We start from the raw sequence: 15,539 nt of genomic DNA on the forward strand, positions 1-15,539 counted from the left end.
GAGCAATTGAGGATGTTTGCGGCCGAGAGAGGGTTCGCCCTCAAACCCGATGGTCTCTACCGCGGGAGAAAGCTGATTGCATCAGTGACAGAGGAGGAAATCTACGAAGCATTGGACCTGCAGTTCATCGAACCTGAACTGCGCGAAGGCAGGCACGAGATTGAGCGGGCAGCGAGGCGGCAACTCCCTACCCTCGTCCGGGATGAAGATCTGCATGGCATTCTGCATTCTCACACGACCGCATCCGATGGCACCGAGACGCTTGAGGCAATGGCTGAAGCGACCCGTAAGCGCGGGTTCGAGTACTATGGTGTCGCCGACCACTCGCAGTCTGCTCACTACGCGGGCGGCCTCACATTGCAGGAGATTGCTGAGCAGCACCGCGAAGCGGATCGGCTGAACAAGAAGTATGGGAGAAAATTCCGTATCCTCAAGGGCATCGAGGCAGACATCCTGGCCGACGGTTCGCTTGACTATCCGGACCACGTTTTGGAGCAATTTGATTTCGTTGTCGCGAGCGTGCACAGCCGCTTCAAGTTGCCGAAGAAAGAGCAGACGGACCGTATCATTGAGGCAATCGCGAACCCCTTCACGATAATCATTGGACATATGACCGGTCGCCAGTTGTTGCGTCGCCCCGGCTATGATCTCGACATCGACAAGGTCCTCAGAGCGTGCGCGAGACATGGCGTCGCTGTCGAAATCAATGCGCATCCGTGGCGGCTCGATCTCGACTGGCGGTGGCATCAGAAGGCACTCGACTACGGCTGCATCTTCAGCATCAATCCGGACGCGCATTCAATCCGCGAACTCGACCACATGCATTGGGGTGTCGAGATGGCGCGCAAGGGGGGCGTTCCTAGGACGCGGGTTCTCAACGCGATGGGTTTGGCGGCTCTGCTTGCGTACCTTTCAAAGCGCAAGCGCGAGTCCAAGACCCGGCGGCAACAGCCCTCGCCTGCGCGGAAAGCTGTCGCATGAATGAGACTCGAGGTCCTGGCTTTCGAAGCATAGATTAGCGCGCTTAGTGTTTCGACGTCAGCAGCTTTGGCCCAGTTCGGCGATCGACGGCCCCTGTAAATGCCTGGAAGGGCCGAATGCGGACCGTCTGCTAGTCGCGCAACGCGAAGGCGGACGACCGGCCAACAGATGCCAAAGCGAGTGCATATGCTGAGCCTCGTTTTCTATACTACCCCCGTGGCGATCTAAAAAATCATTGCAGGCGGTCAGCCCTTCCAGCAGACGCCACTCGCTGGAATTGCCCCGCCAATGCTCCAGGGCGACTACACGCAAATCTCCGCGTGGCAACACACCAATCGTGGTGGAGCGCCCTCACCGCATCCATACCGCTCGCGGTATCACCTCCGCCGCGGAAAGCATAAATATTAGCACCTCTGCATAACATCCGTCCCGATCTCTATTTAAAGCGTCCGTAGCGGTTTGACCGTAGTTCTTGGCCCAGTTCACCCGATCCTTTCACATTGCTTATTATATTAGTATATGCTAATCTAAAACGCGGAAATCGGGACCTTCGCGAGCACCCGCGCAGTCAAAGGTGAGCGTGAATGGTTGTTGAGATGACGACGACTTCGGTCACCGCTAGCGGAGGGACCATTGTACTTGGTCAGCACGCGACAACGTGCAGGGTTGGCAGGCCTGATGGCCACTGCTGTGGCGTTGGAGAGTGGTCCTGCATTGGCGCATAGCGCCGATCGAACCTGGACCTATCCGCCAGCGTGCTGTCACGGCGATGCAGTCACCGGCGAGTGTGCCAAGATACCTGCCACGGCGGTGACACCGCGGCCAGATGGTTATGTCATTATCTTACGGCCGGGCGATCACCAGAAAGTCACTCATCAGGACCGCTATTTCGTTCCTTATGACGTGGTGATTCCATCCGGTGATGACAACTTTCACATCTGCCTGCATCCAACCGAAGAAGACGAGAATTGCTTCTTCGCGCCCGCCGATGCGATGTGACTGGTGTCACGCCTTGCGGAAGCACTGGCCGTGGGGATCTTTCCTCGCAATCATAGCCTGACCCACCCGAACAAGTCTTGCGCCCAGTGCGAGGGCATTAACGCCACAAGCCCTCGTTGACGGTTTGTCCCAGGCCGGAGATCTCGTGGTCGGTTGATCAGTGCGGTGGAAGGGTGATCCCTGCTCTGCTATTTTTGGCCAGCCAGCGAGGTGTCGGCGAACCGCTGCTCGAGGGAGGGCGATGGAAATGAAGCAACTCGACTTCTTCTATTTCTTTGGCAGTGGGTACTCGTATCTTTCAGTGATGCGCATTGCTGACATGGCAAAACAAGCGGGCGTTGCTGTTCGATGGCGCCCGTTCAATGTCCGCACGGTAATGGCTGAAAACAACATCGCCCTTCGCACCCAGGCGGCCAAGGTAAAGTACATGTGGCGCGATGTGGAGCGGCGAGCGGCAATGCATGGCCTGCCTGCCTTACGTCCGGGCACCGATCTGGCCGACCGATCCTGACCTTCTGGCCAACCGCGTCGCCATGGTAGCGGCCGAAGAGGGCTGGTGCGAGCACTATACAGTCGCAAGCTTCAGGGCGTGGTACCTGGAAGGCATGGCACTGGGCAATCGCGGCCATTTGGAGCATGTGCTGCCTTCCCTCGGTCAAGATGTCGACAGCGTGATTGCAAAGGCCGGCGGGCCTGGTGCGCATGATCGTCTGAAAGCTGAAACCGATGCCGCCCGCGAATATGGCATTTTCGGCTCTCCCGCGTTCGTCGTGGATGAGGAAATGTTTTGGGGTGACGACAGGCTGGAAGAGGCGCTTGCCTGGGCCGTGGATAGCCATAAGCTGCAAGCATCGTGAAATAGGCCCCTGATATCAGGAACATCCGAACAGACCGTAACGTGCCTTCTGAATTCCTTCTGTCCTTTCCTCAGTGAGCCTTTTCGCTGCGCGTCATTGAACTTGTGCTCATCGGCGCGAAGAAACAGGTCCATTTCCGCTTGAACTTGCCGACACGAGAGGTCGGAACCAAAGGCTCGCAGATGTGGTAGCGATCGTCCGGCGCTGTCTGCACGCGATCTTTGGGAATATACCACTCCCCCGTTGGCGGATCGTTTTGATAGAAGGGTTGAGGTTGCCTCACGAAATAGCCGCCATCCCGAGCCGACCTGACGTCGCCGGCGCCGAGGGTGTGGCAATCGTGGTCGCCGCAGCAATTGTAATGAAGGACAGGGTCTGTCCTGCCCGTGTACCAGCCGTGAGCCTTCGCCTCGGCGCCGGCGGCGAGCCACAACAGTAAGGCAATATATCTTTGCGAACCTTTCATGGTCGAATTTGCCAGCGATGATCAAGGCTGGCTCGCCTGGCTCCGCGGTCAAAGCTCAATCAGCCCAGGCCATACAGCCGGTCTCAGTGCCCGGTCAGGCAGAAATGATCGCCCACAGCTGCGTCACCCCCATCGCAAAAACGAAGATGACACTTACTGCGATGAACAGCGCCGTGGGTATCTGCGTGAGGTGAGCGCCAAAGCTGCTGCCCGAGAAGTCGTCGACTGCATCGTTCAGCATCGCCTTCAAGTCATCCATGGCGGCCTTGGCTGCCAAGACCCCATAAACTGTAACTGCGACCACGATCGTCGCGAGCGCAAACCTGGCGGCTGGTCCCGCTAATGGTGCGTACGCCAGTATCGCAAACATGCTCGCGATATTGGCGGAAAAAACGATCGCATAGGTCTGCGTCAGATGGGCAAGTCGCGCAGCTGCCGCCATCAAGTATTGATCAACGGTGAGTTTCGCCATGAGCTGCTCCTACAAGTGACCTGCTGGGCACCAGTTATCCTTCATTTTCCGGGATCGAAGTTCCATATGTCCCGGTAGAGCTTCCAGCTGCCGTCCTGTCCCTTCTTCCAGACCACTACATACTTCCCGGCGGCGTCCGCCAGCTTCGAATCCTTGCCTGGTGCCTTGAGGGAGAAAGTCCCCGACTCATATGCAAAATCTCCGCTTTCCTGAACCTCGAGCGTGGTGAGCGCGAGATCCGATATGCCCGTGTCGATCACGCCCTGCCATAACTTCTGGATATTCTGGCGGCCGTCGACCCGCGCCATATCTGGCGGGAGTGCAGCTGCATCATCCGCGTACTTCGACGCGACCCCGGCCGCGTCCTTACTGTTGTACGCCTTCACGAACTCTGCATTGGCGGCTTCAATCGCTTCTTTCGCGGGCTGAGCCTGCGCAGATCCGAGGCAGATGGACGTGAAAACAACGACCAGCAGACAATGATTGAAAGTCATTTCATCCTCCCGTGTTTGGGTGTCTTGGAGGCGCTCCTCTGGTTCTTCCGCTCAGGTAATCAAAGACGAGAAAGCGCGTTCATGCTGACCTCGATGACCAGCTTGCGGCGAAGGGCAGCTGTGTAATCGCGAGGCCGGTTGGGCGATATGACGAAAGCCCGTGAGCCGCCGATGACGGAACGGGCGAAGTAGGTTGCCAGCGGATGCTTGGGGTCCTCGTCGAGAGGTGAAATCGCTATCGCGTTAATCGTGTATCCCTTGGCAATGGCGTTCTGCCTGCTCGGCTGAACGGGCAGCCCGTCGTTGTTCTCCCCATTGGAAGAGATGTCGATCACCTTCCTCATCGCATTTCCAGGAAACCGATCTAGCAGCAGGCTTCCTACGTCGATGGCCGCCGAAACTGACGTTCCGCCCCGGCCGCGACGAATATAGCCGGTGTCGCCTTTCCTTCTGATCACCGCCGCGGCCACCTTGGCGTCTTCCAACCCGCAGATGCGAGTCCACGGTAGCACGGTGCGCGAGTGACCGGCACTTGACCATTCGAAATAGGTCACGCCGATGCAACCAAGGTAATTCTCGGAGATAGCGCTGATGATCTCGGGCGAGGTGAGCGCCGCAGCATGCCCCTCGCGCTGCATGTCAGCGGCCATGGGGGCGATCGAGGACGAAAAATCGACGGCGAACACGATCGCAACGTCGACGTTCGCTACTGCGATATCGGCGTCGGCGGCATGTGCAGCCGGACTGCAAAATGCCGCAGCTGAAAGGAGCGCTAGTCTCAGCCAAGGGCTGGACCGCAGCCCCGGCCCCGCAGCTAGTCGACGCGTCGGGGTCGGCAAACTGTCGCGCGCCCGCGCGAAGGTGGCGTTTGATCGGGAGTTCAATTCCTCATGGAGGCATTGAGCCATGTAGCCCTCCATCTCGCGGACGGATCGTTTTCGAAGCGGTACAGTTGCTGGGCGCGGCGGTGCGCGTTACCGTCACGAACCTCCCAGCCTTCCGGTGCCCCGGAGAAGTCATGGATCGGTGCGTCGGCGGCGGTTCGCGAGGGCAGACGTGCCGCGGGCGTTCGGCTCGCCATTGCGACCGACAGAATTGAACCGAGGATGATGGCGGCACCCAGCGCGCCCACCACTGAACAATGTTCTCCGAGGAAGATCGCCGCGCCCATGGCGCCGAAGACGCTTTCGGCGCTGACGATCACGGCGGCATGGCTGGCGGAAGTGAAGCGCAGGGCGGCAATCTGTATGCCGAAGGCGACCGCGGTGGAGAACACCCCGAGCACCACCAGTTCGGGGCCAGCCTCGGCAGCCGCTTTGACTGATAGATTGCCTTGCATCCCTCCTAGCGGAAGGGCGAGCGCGGCGGCGACAAGGAACTGCGCCGCCGCTGCCGTGAAGGGACGTGCATGGGCTTGCATGTGCCGCCCGAGTTCAACTGTCCAGAGCGCATAGCAGCCGGCCGACAGGAGGGCGGTGAGATCACCGCTGCTCAGACCGGCGATCCCAGCTGAAAGAAAAAGGCAGCCGACGACAGTCGATCCGGCGGCAAGCATGAGACCCGCCGTTGGACGTTCGCCGATGAGCAGCCAGGCCGCCAGCGGCGTGATTACCGTTACCGTGCTGATCAGGAAGCTTGCATTGGTGACGGTGGCGCCGAGATAGCAAAGCTGCTGCAGCACGATGGAGACGGCAAACAGCGCGACCACCCGAGCCAGGCTGGAAAAATGAGCGGCGCCGGCAGGCAGCCGCCGTTCGGTCAGGGCAAGGGGCAATACAAGCAGCCCACCGATCAGGCAGCGCAGGCCAACGGCGCTTAGCGCATCGAGGTGATTGAGCACCGTCTTTTGTGCCACATTCCCGAACCCCCAGAGAGCGGCGGCGAACAGGAGCAGCAAGTTGGCTGTGAGCTTCGACATCCGCCGCCCCCCGGAGCCAGAACCGCGCTAGGTTCAAGTGTTTGAGCAAAGGCTTTGTTGTCGGCTGGAAATCGTCAGCGCAGCCGTTATGGCCGTCACCCCTTCAAACCCCGGCCGACTGATAAAGAAGGATATCCGCTCCGACGGAACGGCTCATGACCCGTTTGGGTCATCAGGGCAGAAAAAACTCGACCCTGTAGTGAACTTCCAGGAAGTCGCCCACCGGCAGGGACAACGTCTCCCGAATAATCGCGCGTAAAAGCTGGACAGAAAAATAAAAGAGGTTCAAGCTTCAAAATGCTTTAGTAACTTCCAAAAGACAACTATTGGATTGTAAGAGGAAACGTATCAACTGAGAGTTGGTACGTATTCCGAGTAAGTCTCTACTACTTCTGGGCACGAATCAGTAATTCGTGATTTTTTTCGCGTTCTATAGACAACAGTCTGCGCGAGGGTTTTTGTGTCCACGGTGTTCGATTTTGCTGCCATTGAAGCCTGCTTGGTCGAGGCGGCGCTTGATCCGACCCGCTGGGATGAAGCAATGGAGCGGGCAGCGAAGGCCACCGGAAGCTTCGGCGCACTGCTGTTTGATGTACAGGGCCATTTGCCGATGCTACCTCGCACACGCTCGGTTGCTCGGGCATTTGATGCCTATGTCAGTGGCGGCTGGATTGAACGCGACGAGCGCTTCCGCCTGGTCCCCTTCCTGCGCGCCCGCGGTGTCGCAACCGACGAGGACCTACTGACGTCGGACGAGGTCGCCCGGCATCCCTATTTCCAAGAATTCCTTGCCCCGTGCGGGCTGCGGTGGTGCGCCCTCGTAAAGATTGCGGCCGGCGACACTTTCTGGTCCCTATCCTTGCAGAGATCGGTCGAACAGGGGCCGTTCTCCCCGCGTGAGCTTCAACATTTGGTAGCTTTCTCCCATCGGGCCGGATCGGTCGCTGCACTTGCGACGATGCTCGGCCTGGCGCGCGCGGAAGCGGCGCTAGATGCTTTTAGCGCGAGCGGCATGGCTGCCGTAATGATTGGTAAGGACGGGACCGTGCTCGCAATGAACGGCGTGGCGGAGTCATTGCAGGCCCGCGGCCTGATTGTGAAAGGCCGCCACCTGGCCACGACCGACAAAGGCGCCACCGAAAGATTGAACCGGGCGCTGCAGACGCTCCTGCGGGACCAGTCCTCCGTCACGTCCGCGCCGCCGGTGGCGCTCCCGAGACCGCAAGGAGCTCCGTTGATAGCCTATCCGGTCCGCTTGCCGCACGTTTCGTACAATTCACTAGCTCCCTGCCAGGTGATCATCATCCTTGTAGATCCGGACATGCAACGCCAGCCACCAGAGTTCCACCTTCAGACTACCTTTCACCTGACGGGCGCCGAGGCGCGGCTGGCATCCATGATGTTAACCGGCGAGCCGCTCGAGTCTGTCGCACACAGATGTCGGATCTCGTACCAGACGGCACGCAATGAGTTGAAAGCCGTTTTTGCGAAGACGGGGACACACCGCCAGGCTGAACTGGTGTCGCTGTTGACGAGACTTTTGCCGAAACTATCAGACGGTCGGCCACATGACGAAACGCCGATTTGAGTGCGCGCCCGGCGGAAATGAGGCCCTAGATCTGCCGAACGCACCCTTTGAGGAAGGAAGCCCGTGGTACTCCCCAGCTTAGGTTTGCAACGCTGGCATCAGCCGATTGGTTATCGAGGACCGTATCATCGATCGCATCTACGAAGCGGCGATCATTTCGGATCCTTTGGGTCAACGCCACGCTTGTACACTACGGCGGCGGTTTTCTGTGCTCAGCGGATTCGCAACAGTGGGGTCCGCGCGGTGACCTCGAAGCAATACGGTCCATTGCTAACGCACGCGTCGCTGAAGTTGGGGCGGGCGCAATACCGGCGCGCTCGTCTAGCCAACATGGGCGGCCAATTGCTGGAGGGGCGAAGCAACGCAATTCCGTATCGGCCGTATACATTGCTTGGCAGGCAGCATCGCAACGAATCGATGGCGTGGCGGCTTCGTGAGATCGAAGGGACTGCGGCGACATGACCCAAATGGGAGATGTCGCCACATGGTTGGATGTCTATCCTTGAGTAAGGAGGTGTCACAAGCGCAAACGGGAGGGTAGGATCGCAACAGTTATCCTAATGGGCGGAGGCCCTTACGAACCGCTGTGCGACCCCGGCGGAGAATGGCTTGTTTGGGATGCCGTGCGAGCCACGGTGGCCGAGTTCGACGGCTATGTCTTTCATGGCCTCACACACAGAGAGGCGATAAGGTTCTCGACGCTCATGAACGATATGATAAGGCCTTGGCCTCGGAAGGATTCACTGTACCGACCTTCACAGCAGGCGTGAGATGCTCCGAACACGCGCACCTCCAGGGAAACCCTCGCCAGGTGTGCCACTCAACCTGCTCGCCAAGCGGGAATGTCTCGGCAGGCAGTTTGCAATCCTGCCAGCGCGCGAGCGCGTTGCGTGTTCTTCGAGGTAGCCTTGGCTCTTCCGCAGCTCCGGTCGACATTGTGAATGGCGGGAAGGGGGCCGACAGCGGAATGGCCGCTTTAAGGAATCTGAAGCGGTAGAGTATGCCCTCCGGTGTTCGATCCCAAATTGGAACTTTGCAGCAGCTTTTGGCTTCGCGCTAAAACGGGAAAGGGTCTCGGCATATTGACCTCGCAGGCCCGTGGTCAAGCGTGGCTGGAACAGAATAGAGCCTGCCCGGACCAAACCTTGGCTTGGTCGAACGCAACCCCGGAGCGAACATTCGGACAAGGGACCGCTGCTCATCCTGCATCAGGATGACGACGAGTATTTCCAGGCTTCGTTCGCGGCAGAGTTTGACGCACGAGGCGTAGTCGAGTGTCGCTTCATCCGCGCAGGCAGGGCCGCTATTCTCACCCTGCAAATATGGACACAGCCCAAGATCCGTCTCTTGATGCCAGCGATAAAGTTGCCGCGCCCCGGGCGTAAAGCGGGCCGTTCCCTGTTGCTGCGCCTGTTGGGAGAGCAGAGCAAGGTTCGCTTCGCATTGAGCAAGCTCTCCAAGCGCCCTTGTGGCAGCCGCTGACCACGATGCGCCTGCCGCAAACCCCATCGCCGGACCCCGGCCGGAATTATCGCTGGAGATTGCCGCAACTATCGGCACCGCCAAATCCAACGTAAGTCGCAGAAGGCGCAATTCGCGACCTTGGCGCCGAAGCCAATCCTCGTATGAAGATATAGTATCGCTTGCCATCGACTTCGGATCGATTCGAGGCAGAACAAGCCGATTGTACCACCAGATGGAGGTCCCATCTCGCTCGATCAGCTCGAGAAGGGCGCTCATCGCAGCGGCCTCAGGGTTGATGCCCAGCGCAAGTCCGTTCGAGTCGGCAGCCGGCAACGATGATTGCTTGCCACCGGGATCATAGCCGAGAAAACACAGCCCCGCGGGCACCCAGGCTTGCTCCGTACCGAGCCTGTCGTCACTCAGGATCCAGTCTTCGGGCGCGGATCTGTCCCAGCGGGCCGGAACCATATTGCGGGGCTGTCGGTTCGCGGCCTCTCGGCGGTCATATTGCTCTTCGCTGAAAAGAAGGATACCGGGCGGCTCGACGACCCGACCATGAATCGCATCGGCACGCGACCGCAGAATTCGCCCCTCGGGAATGATCTGGGCGAAGTAGGTCTCATCCGCCTCATAAAGGCAGCCTTGCAGCGCCTGCTCGACTGTCGTGCCCCAACCGGACGCGAAGTAAATGCTCTCATCGCCATCCCTGGCGGCGCGAACGCGGCCTGCCGCCACAGTGAGAGGACAGCCGAGCAATGGATCCGAGATCACCACCGGGCCATAGAGAAGACTAGACCCCACGCAGACCTCGAATGTGCGCATCTTTCGCATTGCGAGCGTTTCTGAACGGATTTCGCTCTGTCGCACGCCCGAAAGCTCTTCATGCAGCAGTTTACACGCTGCCATGCGCGATAGCATCATGCAAATGTGCTAAAGTAGGTTCGGACGTCCGACCCGAGGTATGGATTGACCCCAAAGCCTAGATTGATCGCAAGCAACGGCACCCTGAAGCGACGGCTGACTGCGATCGTGGTCGCGGACGTGGTCGGCTATTCGCAACAAATGGCGGAAGACGAGGAAGGCACGTTTACCCGCGTCCGAGCGCTGATGCACGACGAGATCCCAGGCTACGTTCATCGGCATGACGGCCGCGTCGTAAAGAACACTGGCGACGGTATGGTGGCGGAGTTCTTCAGCGCGGTCGAAGCGGTGCGGTGCGGGGTGGCTATTCAGGCCTATCTCGCAAGCCCCGAGCGGTCGTCGCCCGGTCTGTCGCTTCGGATGGGCATAAATTTCGGCGACATTATCGTCGACGGCGACGGAGACGTGTTCGGCGACGGTGTGAACGTGGCTGCACGGCTTGAACAGATCGCGGCTCCCGGAGGCATTTGCCTTTCGGCAAAAGTGCATGAGGAGGTCCGCGCAGGGCTCCAATTGCCCTTCGAATATTGCGGTGACTTTCTGCTCAAGAACATTCCCCGACCGGTGGCCGTCTACTCGCTTATTCACAGACCCGACGGCGCCTTTGCGAGGATCGGCGCCGAGACTTCGAGCTCGAACGCGCCGTCGATCCTGGTCCGCCCATTTGTCAGCACCGGTGGCGTGGAGCCGTACTTCAGCGAAGGGTTCACTGAAGACGTCATCACCGAGCTGACGCGGTTCACGCAGCTCTCAGTCGCGTCATATCACACCTCGATGCGGCTCAAGGATGTGGAGCTGCCGAAGCTGGTCTCGGATATCGGGCTCGATTTCGAGCTTGCGGGGCGAATCCGCAGGATGGGGAGGCGTATCCGCCTGTCGTGCGAACTGGTCGATGCCACGTCCGGCGGTGATGTTTGGGCAGAGCATTATGACAGCGACGATCAGGACATATTCGATGTGCAGGACGAACTGGTCCGCAAGATCGTGGGCACAGTTATCGGCCGGCTCAAGGCGGCGGGTGCGGAGAAGGCACGGCGCAAGCCGCCGGCCAACTTGGCTGCCTATGAGTGCGTGCTGCGCGGCAACGCCCTGCCGCTAGGGGACCTCGCGTGCGAAGCGGAAGCCAGGCAATGGTATCAGCGCGCCATCGACCTCGATCCGACCTATGGGCGCGCCTATGCCAAGCTGGCTCACTACAAGCAGCTGGAATGGTTTCGCGACATGGGATCTTCCGACGCCCTGCTCGACGAGGCGCATGAAATTGCCAAGAAGGCGGTGGCGCTCTCCGCCAACGATCCGGTCTGCCTCAACATTCTCGGCTGGGTGCTGCTGCACCTGCGAGACTTCGACGTCGCCGCGCAACTCTACGCACGGGCCCTCTACCTCAATCCGAACGATCCCGAGCAGGTTTCCTATCTCGGCACCCTCTACACATTTTGCGGCGAACCGGATCGCGCCATGCAATGGTTCGAGCGGGCGCAGGTGCTCGATCCGCTCTATGAACCATCCTGGTATTGGCCGTTTCGCGGCATCGTCCACTTCATTGCGGGCCGGCCCGAGCCGGCATTGGTCGCTTTGAGCCGTTCGTCGACCATGCCGACATGGGTTACGGCCTACATGGCCGCTTCGAGCTCGGCGCTTGGCCGGGACAGCGATGCAAAGTCGTACGCGGCTCGCGTGTTGGCGGGTACACCCAGCTTTTCCTGCAGTCGATTCGTGGCCAAGGAGCCCTATCGCCTGGAGGAGGATCGGGCCGCGCTGTTGAAGGGGCTGCTCGCCGCAGGGCTGCCGAACTGATCTTGAAGTTTGCTATCGGCAGCCGAAAAGGACCGCGGACGCAAGCTCGTCATGATAGTGCCGACCCTGCGCGTTTTTGTGGTACGCCCCGAGGTAATCTATCAGGTCCTCTCGCGTGACAACGCCTTCCGGCAGGGCCGGCAGGACCACAGTCAGCTCCGTAGGCGCATCGCACGCCAGTTTCACTTTCGCGTCGACGATCTGCTCCAACACAATAGTAAGTTCGTTACGAAAAATGACGTCATTCAGGTCTTTTACTTTCGACACTACGCCATTCAGCAAGCTCTTGCCTTTATAGTCGATATCGACACCAGCAAGATCAACAACACGTAAGGTGTTTCCCGTAGCACCTGTGATCTGTCCCACCTTCACACTTCGAAGGCTGCCACTTTTATCCCCAGTGCGCAGAGCTATGACATCGTTGAGCGTGAATGCGTTCGGTATGTCGACGGTTATACGCAAAGGACTTGTCGAGACTACCGCTGATACAGTCGCCGTGAATGCGGGCGGCAAAGCCTTCAGCCAGGCTCCCACGAGCGCCGCGCCAATCTCCTGAGCCTGTCGGCCCTGCTTGAGTTTCACCTTGGGCACAAGCGTTGCTCCCCGCGCTTTGAGGCGTGCGACAACAACCTAGGCTGCTTTTTCTTTGGCTGCAAGAAGAGCCCTCGAGCGGTTCGCCTCCAAAGCTTTGCCGTGGACAGAAAGAGCTATTGGGAGCATGCTGCCAGTCAGTCGACCAGCAGACGGTTGGGATCCATGAGGTTCGCCTGGCTTGTGACTTTTCTCGCCACCACACTTTCCGCGTCCACAATCGTGCACGCGGACGAAGACCCCGGCGGGCCGCAAGTAACGCAACACACATTCATCGCGCCACTTGCGGACAAGGACAGATTTGCATCGGTTATCACCAGCCTGAACAAGATCAATCCGTCGGGGGACGCCCTGCAGGCTGTCGACATGCCGGATCTGGGGTTTAGCCTGGTCACTGGAAGCTTTACCGACGAGGAAGCGAACAAGCTTCTTTCGGAAGGGTATCAGGAGCCGGACTCACTTGAAGTAAGCCTGTTCGCGGATGGCGGTTGCGAAGCACGTAGTCGGCTAGAGCCTGTGACGGGTGACAAGCTCGTGCCGCCGAGCGTTTGCAGAGTCATCGGGTCGCCCAGTCCTGTGACCGGCGGGCCTGCGGTCTGGATCATCGATAGCGGCGTCGACGACGACGTCGTCACAAAAGGGCTTCTCAATATTTCGGAACGGATCAACTGTATGGTTACCCCATGCAGCACGACCACCGGCGCGCCAGACACTCAAGGTCACGGCACGATGGTCGCAGGCATCATTGGCGGAATGCGCGTGCAAGGTACAACAAGCGGTCAATTCCTTGGCATCGTTGGGGTCAGCCCAGGGGTGCCACTCAAGATTGTCAAGGCATTTGAAGGCGAAAAGTCGAAGATCGTCGGACCGCCGCTTGTCGCCCTACAATATGTCAGTGATCATGCGTCGGCCGGCCAAATCCTGAACATCAGCTGGGGCACGCAGTTCATGGAGACCGCGAAGAAGGGTGGCCAATTGGACCTGCTTGGTCAGATGGACAAGCTGCTGTTTGAGATCGCAAACAAGCAGGTCCGCATCGTGATTGCGGCGGGCAATGCGCGGGAAGACGACGAGGCGTCGTGGGTACAGTCCTTTTTCCCGGCCAATGCGTCGGAATATCTTTCTCCAAACCCGACGCAAGGCTTCATCCAAAGTGTCTCGGCATCCGACAGCACTTATATCCCGACCGGCACCGGCACTGGCGTGTGCAGCACCGTTTCAAACGGGTGGTGTGATGTGCTTTGGAATGGCGGCGCTTTTGGCGCGGCCATGTCCGAGCCCGGCGTTGGCGTCCAGGTGCTTTGGCGGAGTACAAACAATCACAAGCTAAGACAGAATATCTGTTCGGGGACGTCCCTTGCCGCTCCAGTCCTGGCGGGACTGTTGGCTCGGACCACTGCGAGTTTGCCGGAGGCCCCGATCAAAAAGGGCGTGATCCCAAATGCCGATCAGCTTGGATTTTCGACGGCCGGAACGCCGGACGTCGCTAATCCGGACTATCCGAAATGCAATTGACGCGCCGCGCGGCCCTCCAGGGTTTGGGTCTTACCTCGCTGTTTGCTACCAGCGCAGGCTTTGCTTCGGCGGTTTTTGCCGGCGACAGCCACCCGCGGCTGCTGGTCGTCCACCTTCGGGGCGGACTTGATGCGCTGGCCGCGCTGCCGCCCCATGGTGATCCGGATTTCCGGCGGGGACGAGGCAGGGCGAGAGAACTTGGCACCTCCGACGACGCGTTCGGTGTGAAGCTTGATCCGCTGTTCGCACTTCATCCGGCGCTGGAACCTCTTGCTCGGTTCTATTCGGCTGGCGAATTGCTGATCCTGCCCGCGACGGGCATCCCGGATATCGGGAGATCGCATGACGCCGCGCAGAGGGTGCTGTTCGACGGCGATTTCGACGGCGGCGATTTTGGCTGGCCGGGAAGAGCCGCTTCGGTGCTGTCGCAGGGAAGGCAACCAATCTGGCGTGCTGCGCCGGCCGGCCTGCCAAATGACGCGCTTTTCGATCTTGTGTTGGGCAATCCGGGACTTGACCTCGCCCGCCTTTGGCTCGGCGAGGCGTCCGGTTCAGCCGGAGACGCCGTGCAGACATTGCTTGCGCGGCGACATGCGCTGAGTGCTGCAAGCTTTGTCGCAGCGGCGGCCTCCGCGGGGCAGGCGCTGTCCGGGCCGGACGGCCCGCGCGTGGCCCTGCTGCAGTTGGACGGTATCGATACCCACGTTGCTCAGGGAGAGCGTCTTTCGGCCACCCTTGGGACATTGGCGCGCGGTGTCGTCGCGTTCTCGGAAGCGGCAGCCGCAATCTGGCGTCAAACCGTTGTGCTAGGCATTACGGAATTCGGGCGCTCTGCCCACTTCAACGACCAAGGCGGCACCGACCATGGCAGTGCCAGCGTAGCGTTCTTGATGGGTGGTGCGATAGCCGGAGGGCGGATCGCGGGTCGCTGGCCCGGATTGGCGCCAGATCAGCTCCACGAGGGGACCGACTTGGCAGTCACCACCGATGCCCGCTCGATCGTCAACGCGGTGTTGAAAGACCATCTTGGACTGTCAAGCCAGGCAATGGCGATGGTCGCTCCCAACGCATCGGGCCTTCAAGCAATCAAAGGATTGTTTCTGGTTTGATACATCCTTTGCGACAGTCACGACGCCAACACCCCGCATCAGGGGCGCGAGACGTCGGGTGCGGCGCCCGAAAGGAGTTTCAGAAGTTTTCCGTCACACATCCGTAGGCGACAAGACCGGGCTGTTCGAGGCGACACTCGAACGGTCGGCAGCTCAGGCGTCAGCGACGCTTGACGACGATTGACGTCCCCCCCCCGCCCCGCCCGAATAGCCACATGCCCACTCTTCAAACGGCGGCTCTTGCGCAATAACCACATAACGTGTGTACGACCGAGATCGGGCGCAAAGGTGCCGAACTGGTTCCTTTCGCCGTGACTCAGATGTGCGTCCCGCGGCGTAACTCCCGGTGGTCGTACGTGCAGACATT

Annotated in this window: 15 protein-coding genes; 8 read left to right on the forward strand and 7 right to left on the reverse strand. The window is 59.7% G+C overall.

Annotated features, from left to right (window positions below):
* The 4 genes from CK221_RS29090 to CK221_RS30590 form a co-directional block, all read left to right on the forward strand.
* Window positions 1-981 (forward strand): PHP domain-containing protein (locus tag CK221_RS29090; protein ID WP_143749120.1); only part of this gene is annotated, 981 nt, incomplete at its 5' end.
* A gap of 678 nt (window positions 982-1,659) precedes the next feature.
* Window positions 1,660-1,980: a hypothetical protein gene (locus CK221_RS29095; protein ID WP_095780237.1), complete on the forward strand. Its 321-nt coding sequence runs from the start codon at window positions 1,660-1,662 to the stop codon at window positions 1,978-1,980.
* Window positions 1,981-2,227: 247 nt separating this feature from the next.
* Window positions 2,228-2,491, forward strand: a complete 264-nt coding sequence (locus CK221_RS31190) for a DsbA family protein (protein WP_210200047.1) — start codon at window positions 2,228-2,230, stop codon at window positions 2,489-2,491.
* Window positions 2,442-2,837 carry a DsbA family protein gene (locus CK221_RS30590; RefSeq protein ID WP_210200048.1) on the forward strand — a complete coding sequence of 132 codons (396 nt, stop codon included), beginning with the start codon at window positions 2,442-2,444 and terminating at the stop codon, window positions 2,835-2,837. Before CK221_RS31190 ends, CK221_RS30590 begins: the two co-directional genes overlap by 50 nt.
* A gap of 70 nt (window positions 2,838-2,907) precedes the next feature.
* Here the strand turns inward: CK221_RS30590 and CK221_RS29105 are convergent, their stop codons facing one another.
* From CK221_RS29105 to CK221_RS29125, 5 genes are all read right to left on the reverse strand, one after another.
* Complete coding sequence (locus CK221_RS29105) at window positions 2,908-3,303, reverse strand: hypothetical protein (RefSeq protein ID WP_095780228.1); 396 nt, start codon at window positions 3,301-3,303, stop codon at window positions 2,908-2,910.
* A gap of 94 nt (window positions 3,304-3,397) precedes the next feature.
* Entirely contained in the window at window positions 3,398-3,775 is a 378-nt protein-coding gene (locus tag CK221_RS29110; RefSeq protein ID WP_095780229.1) for a hypothetical protein, read from the reverse strand.
* A gap of 41 nt (window positions 3,776-3,816) precedes the next feature.
* Complete coding sequence (locus CK221_RS29115) at window positions 3,817-4,269, reverse strand: SgcJ/EcaC family oxidoreductase (RefSeq protein WP_095780230.1); 453 nt, start codon at window positions 4,267-4,269, stop codon at window positions 3,817-3,819.
* 59 nt (window positions 4,270-4,328) lie between these two features.
* Window positions 4,329-5,177: a DUF1194 domain-containing protein gene (locus CK221_RS29120; protein ID WP_095780238.1), complete on the reverse strand. Its 849-nt coding sequence runs from the start codon at window positions 5,175-5,177 to the stop codon at window positions 4,329-4,331.
* Window positions 5,150-6,187 (reverse strand): DMT family transporter, encoded by a 1,038-nt coding sequence (locus CK221_RS29125; RefSeq protein ID WP_095780231.1) that lies wholly within the window; start codon window positions 6,185-6,187, stop codon window positions 5,150-5,152. Before CK221_RS29125 ends, CK221_RS29120 begins: the two co-directional genes overlap by 28 nt.
* Before the next feature lie 460 nt (window positions 6,188-6,647).
* On the opposite strand from CK221_RS29125, the gene CK221_RS29130 reads away from it, so the two are divergent.
* Complete coding sequence (locus CK221_RS29130) at window positions 6,648-7,775, forward strand: helix-turn-helix transcriptional regulator (protein WP_095780232.1); 1,128 nt, start codon at window positions 6,648-6,650, stop codon at window positions 7,773-7,775.
* A 1,056-nt stretch (window positions 7,776-8,831) separates the two neighbouring features.
* On the opposite strand, the gene CK221_RS29135 is transcribed toward CK221_RS29130, so the two are convergent.
* On the reverse strand, window positions 8,832-10,160 hold the full coding sequence (locus CK221_RS29135; RefSeq protein ID WP_095780233.1) for a YcaO-like family protein: 1,329 nt from the start codon (window positions 10,158-10,160) through the stop codon (window positions 8,832-8,834).
* Window positions 10,161-10,223: 63 nt separating this feature from the next.
* On the opposite strand from CK221_RS29135, the gene CK221_RS29140 reads away from it, so the two are divergent.
* On the forward strand, window positions 10,224-11,957 hold the full coding sequence (locus CK221_RS29140; protein WP_066994994.1) for an adenylate/guanylate cyclase domain-containing protein: 1,734 nt from the start codon (window positions 10,224-10,226) through the stop codon (window positions 11,955-11,957).
* Between the two features lie 12 nt (window positions 11,958-11,969).
* Here CK221_RS29140 and CK221_RS30060 read toward each other — a convergent pair whose 3' ends face one another.
* Complete coding sequence (locus tag CK221_RS30060; protein ID WP_127403287.1) at window positions 11,970-12,548, reverse strand: hypothetical protein; 579 nt, start codon at window positions 12,546-12,548, stop codon at window positions 11,970-11,972.
* Window positions 12,549-12,713: 165 nt separating this feature from the next.
* Between CK221_RS30060 and CK221_RS29150 the strand changes: the two genes are divergently transcribed.
* Both CK221_RS29150 and CK221_RS29155 read left to right on the forward strand, forming a co-directional pair.
* Complete coding sequence (locus tag CK221_RS29150; protein ID WP_143749121.1) at window positions 12,714-14,063, forward strand: S8 family serine peptidase; 1,350 nt, start codon at window positions 12,714-12,716, stop codon at window positions 14,061-14,063.
* Window positions 14,054-15,172, forward strand: a complete 1,119-nt coding sequence (locus CK221_RS29155; protein ID WP_095780235.1) for a DUF1501 domain-containing protein — start codon at window positions 14,054-14,056, stop codon at window positions 15,170-15,172. The genes CK221_RS29150 and CK221_RS29155 overlap by 10 nt, the downstream gene beginning before the upstream one ends.
* Window positions 15,173-15,539 lie beyond the last annotated feature (367 nt).

It is taken from the genome of Mesorhizobium sp. WSM3868 (assembly GCF_002294785.1).
Lineage (GTDB): Bacteria > Pseudomonadota > Alphaproteobacteria > Rhizobiales > Rhizobiaceae > Mesorhizobium.

What these genes read in the sequence shown, in the direction of transcription:
- CK221_RS29095 (WP_095780237.1), top strand. Translation starts at nt 1,660, where the DNA reads ATGGCCACTGCTGTGGCGTTGGAGAGTGGTCCTGCATTGGCGCATAGC.
- CK221_RS31190 (WP_210200047.1), top strand. Translation starts at nt 2,228, where the DNA reads ATGAAGCAACTCGACTTCTTCTATTTCTTTGGCAGTGGGTACTCGTAT.
- CK221_RS30590 (WP_210200048.1), top strand. Translation starts at nt 2,442, where the DNA reads ATGGCCTGCCTGCCTTACGTCCGGGCACCGATCTGGCCGACCGATCCT.
- CK221_RS29105 (WP_095780228.1), bottom strand. Translation starts at nt 3,303, where the DNA reads ATGAAAGGTTCGCAAAGATATATTGCCTTACTGTTGTGGCTCGCCGCC.
- CK221_RS29110 (WP_095780229.1), bottom strand. Translation starts at nt 3,775, where the DNA reads ATGGCGAAACTCACCGTTGATCAATACTTGATGGCGGCAGCTGCGCGA.
- CK221_RS29115 (WP_095780230.1), bottom strand. Translation starts at nt 4,269, where the DNA reads ATGACTTTCAATCATTGTCTGCTGGTCGTTGTTTTCACGTCCATCTGC.
- CK221_RS29120 (WP_095780238.1), bottom strand. Translation starts at nt 5,177, where the DNA reads ATGGCTCAATGCCTCCATGAGGAATTGAACTCCCGATCAAACGCCACC.
- CK221_RS29125 (WP_095780231.1), bottom strand. Translation starts at nt 6,187, where the DNA reads ATGTCGAAGCTCACAGCCAACTTGCTGCTCCTGTTCGCCGCCGCTCTC.
- CK221_RS29135 (WP_095780233.1), bottom strand. Translation starts at nt 10,160, where the DNA reads ATGATGCTATCGCGCATGGCAGCGTGTAAACTGCTGCATGAAGAGCTT.
- CK221_RS29150 (WP_143749121.1), top strand. Translation starts at nt 12,714, where the DNA reads ATGAGGTTCGCCTGGCTTGTGACTTTTCTCGCCACCACACTTTCCGCG.
- CK221_RS29155 (WP_095780235.1), top strand. Translation starts at nt 14,054, where the DNA reads ATGCAATTGACGCGCCGCGCGGCCCTCCAGGGTTTGGGTCTTACCTCG.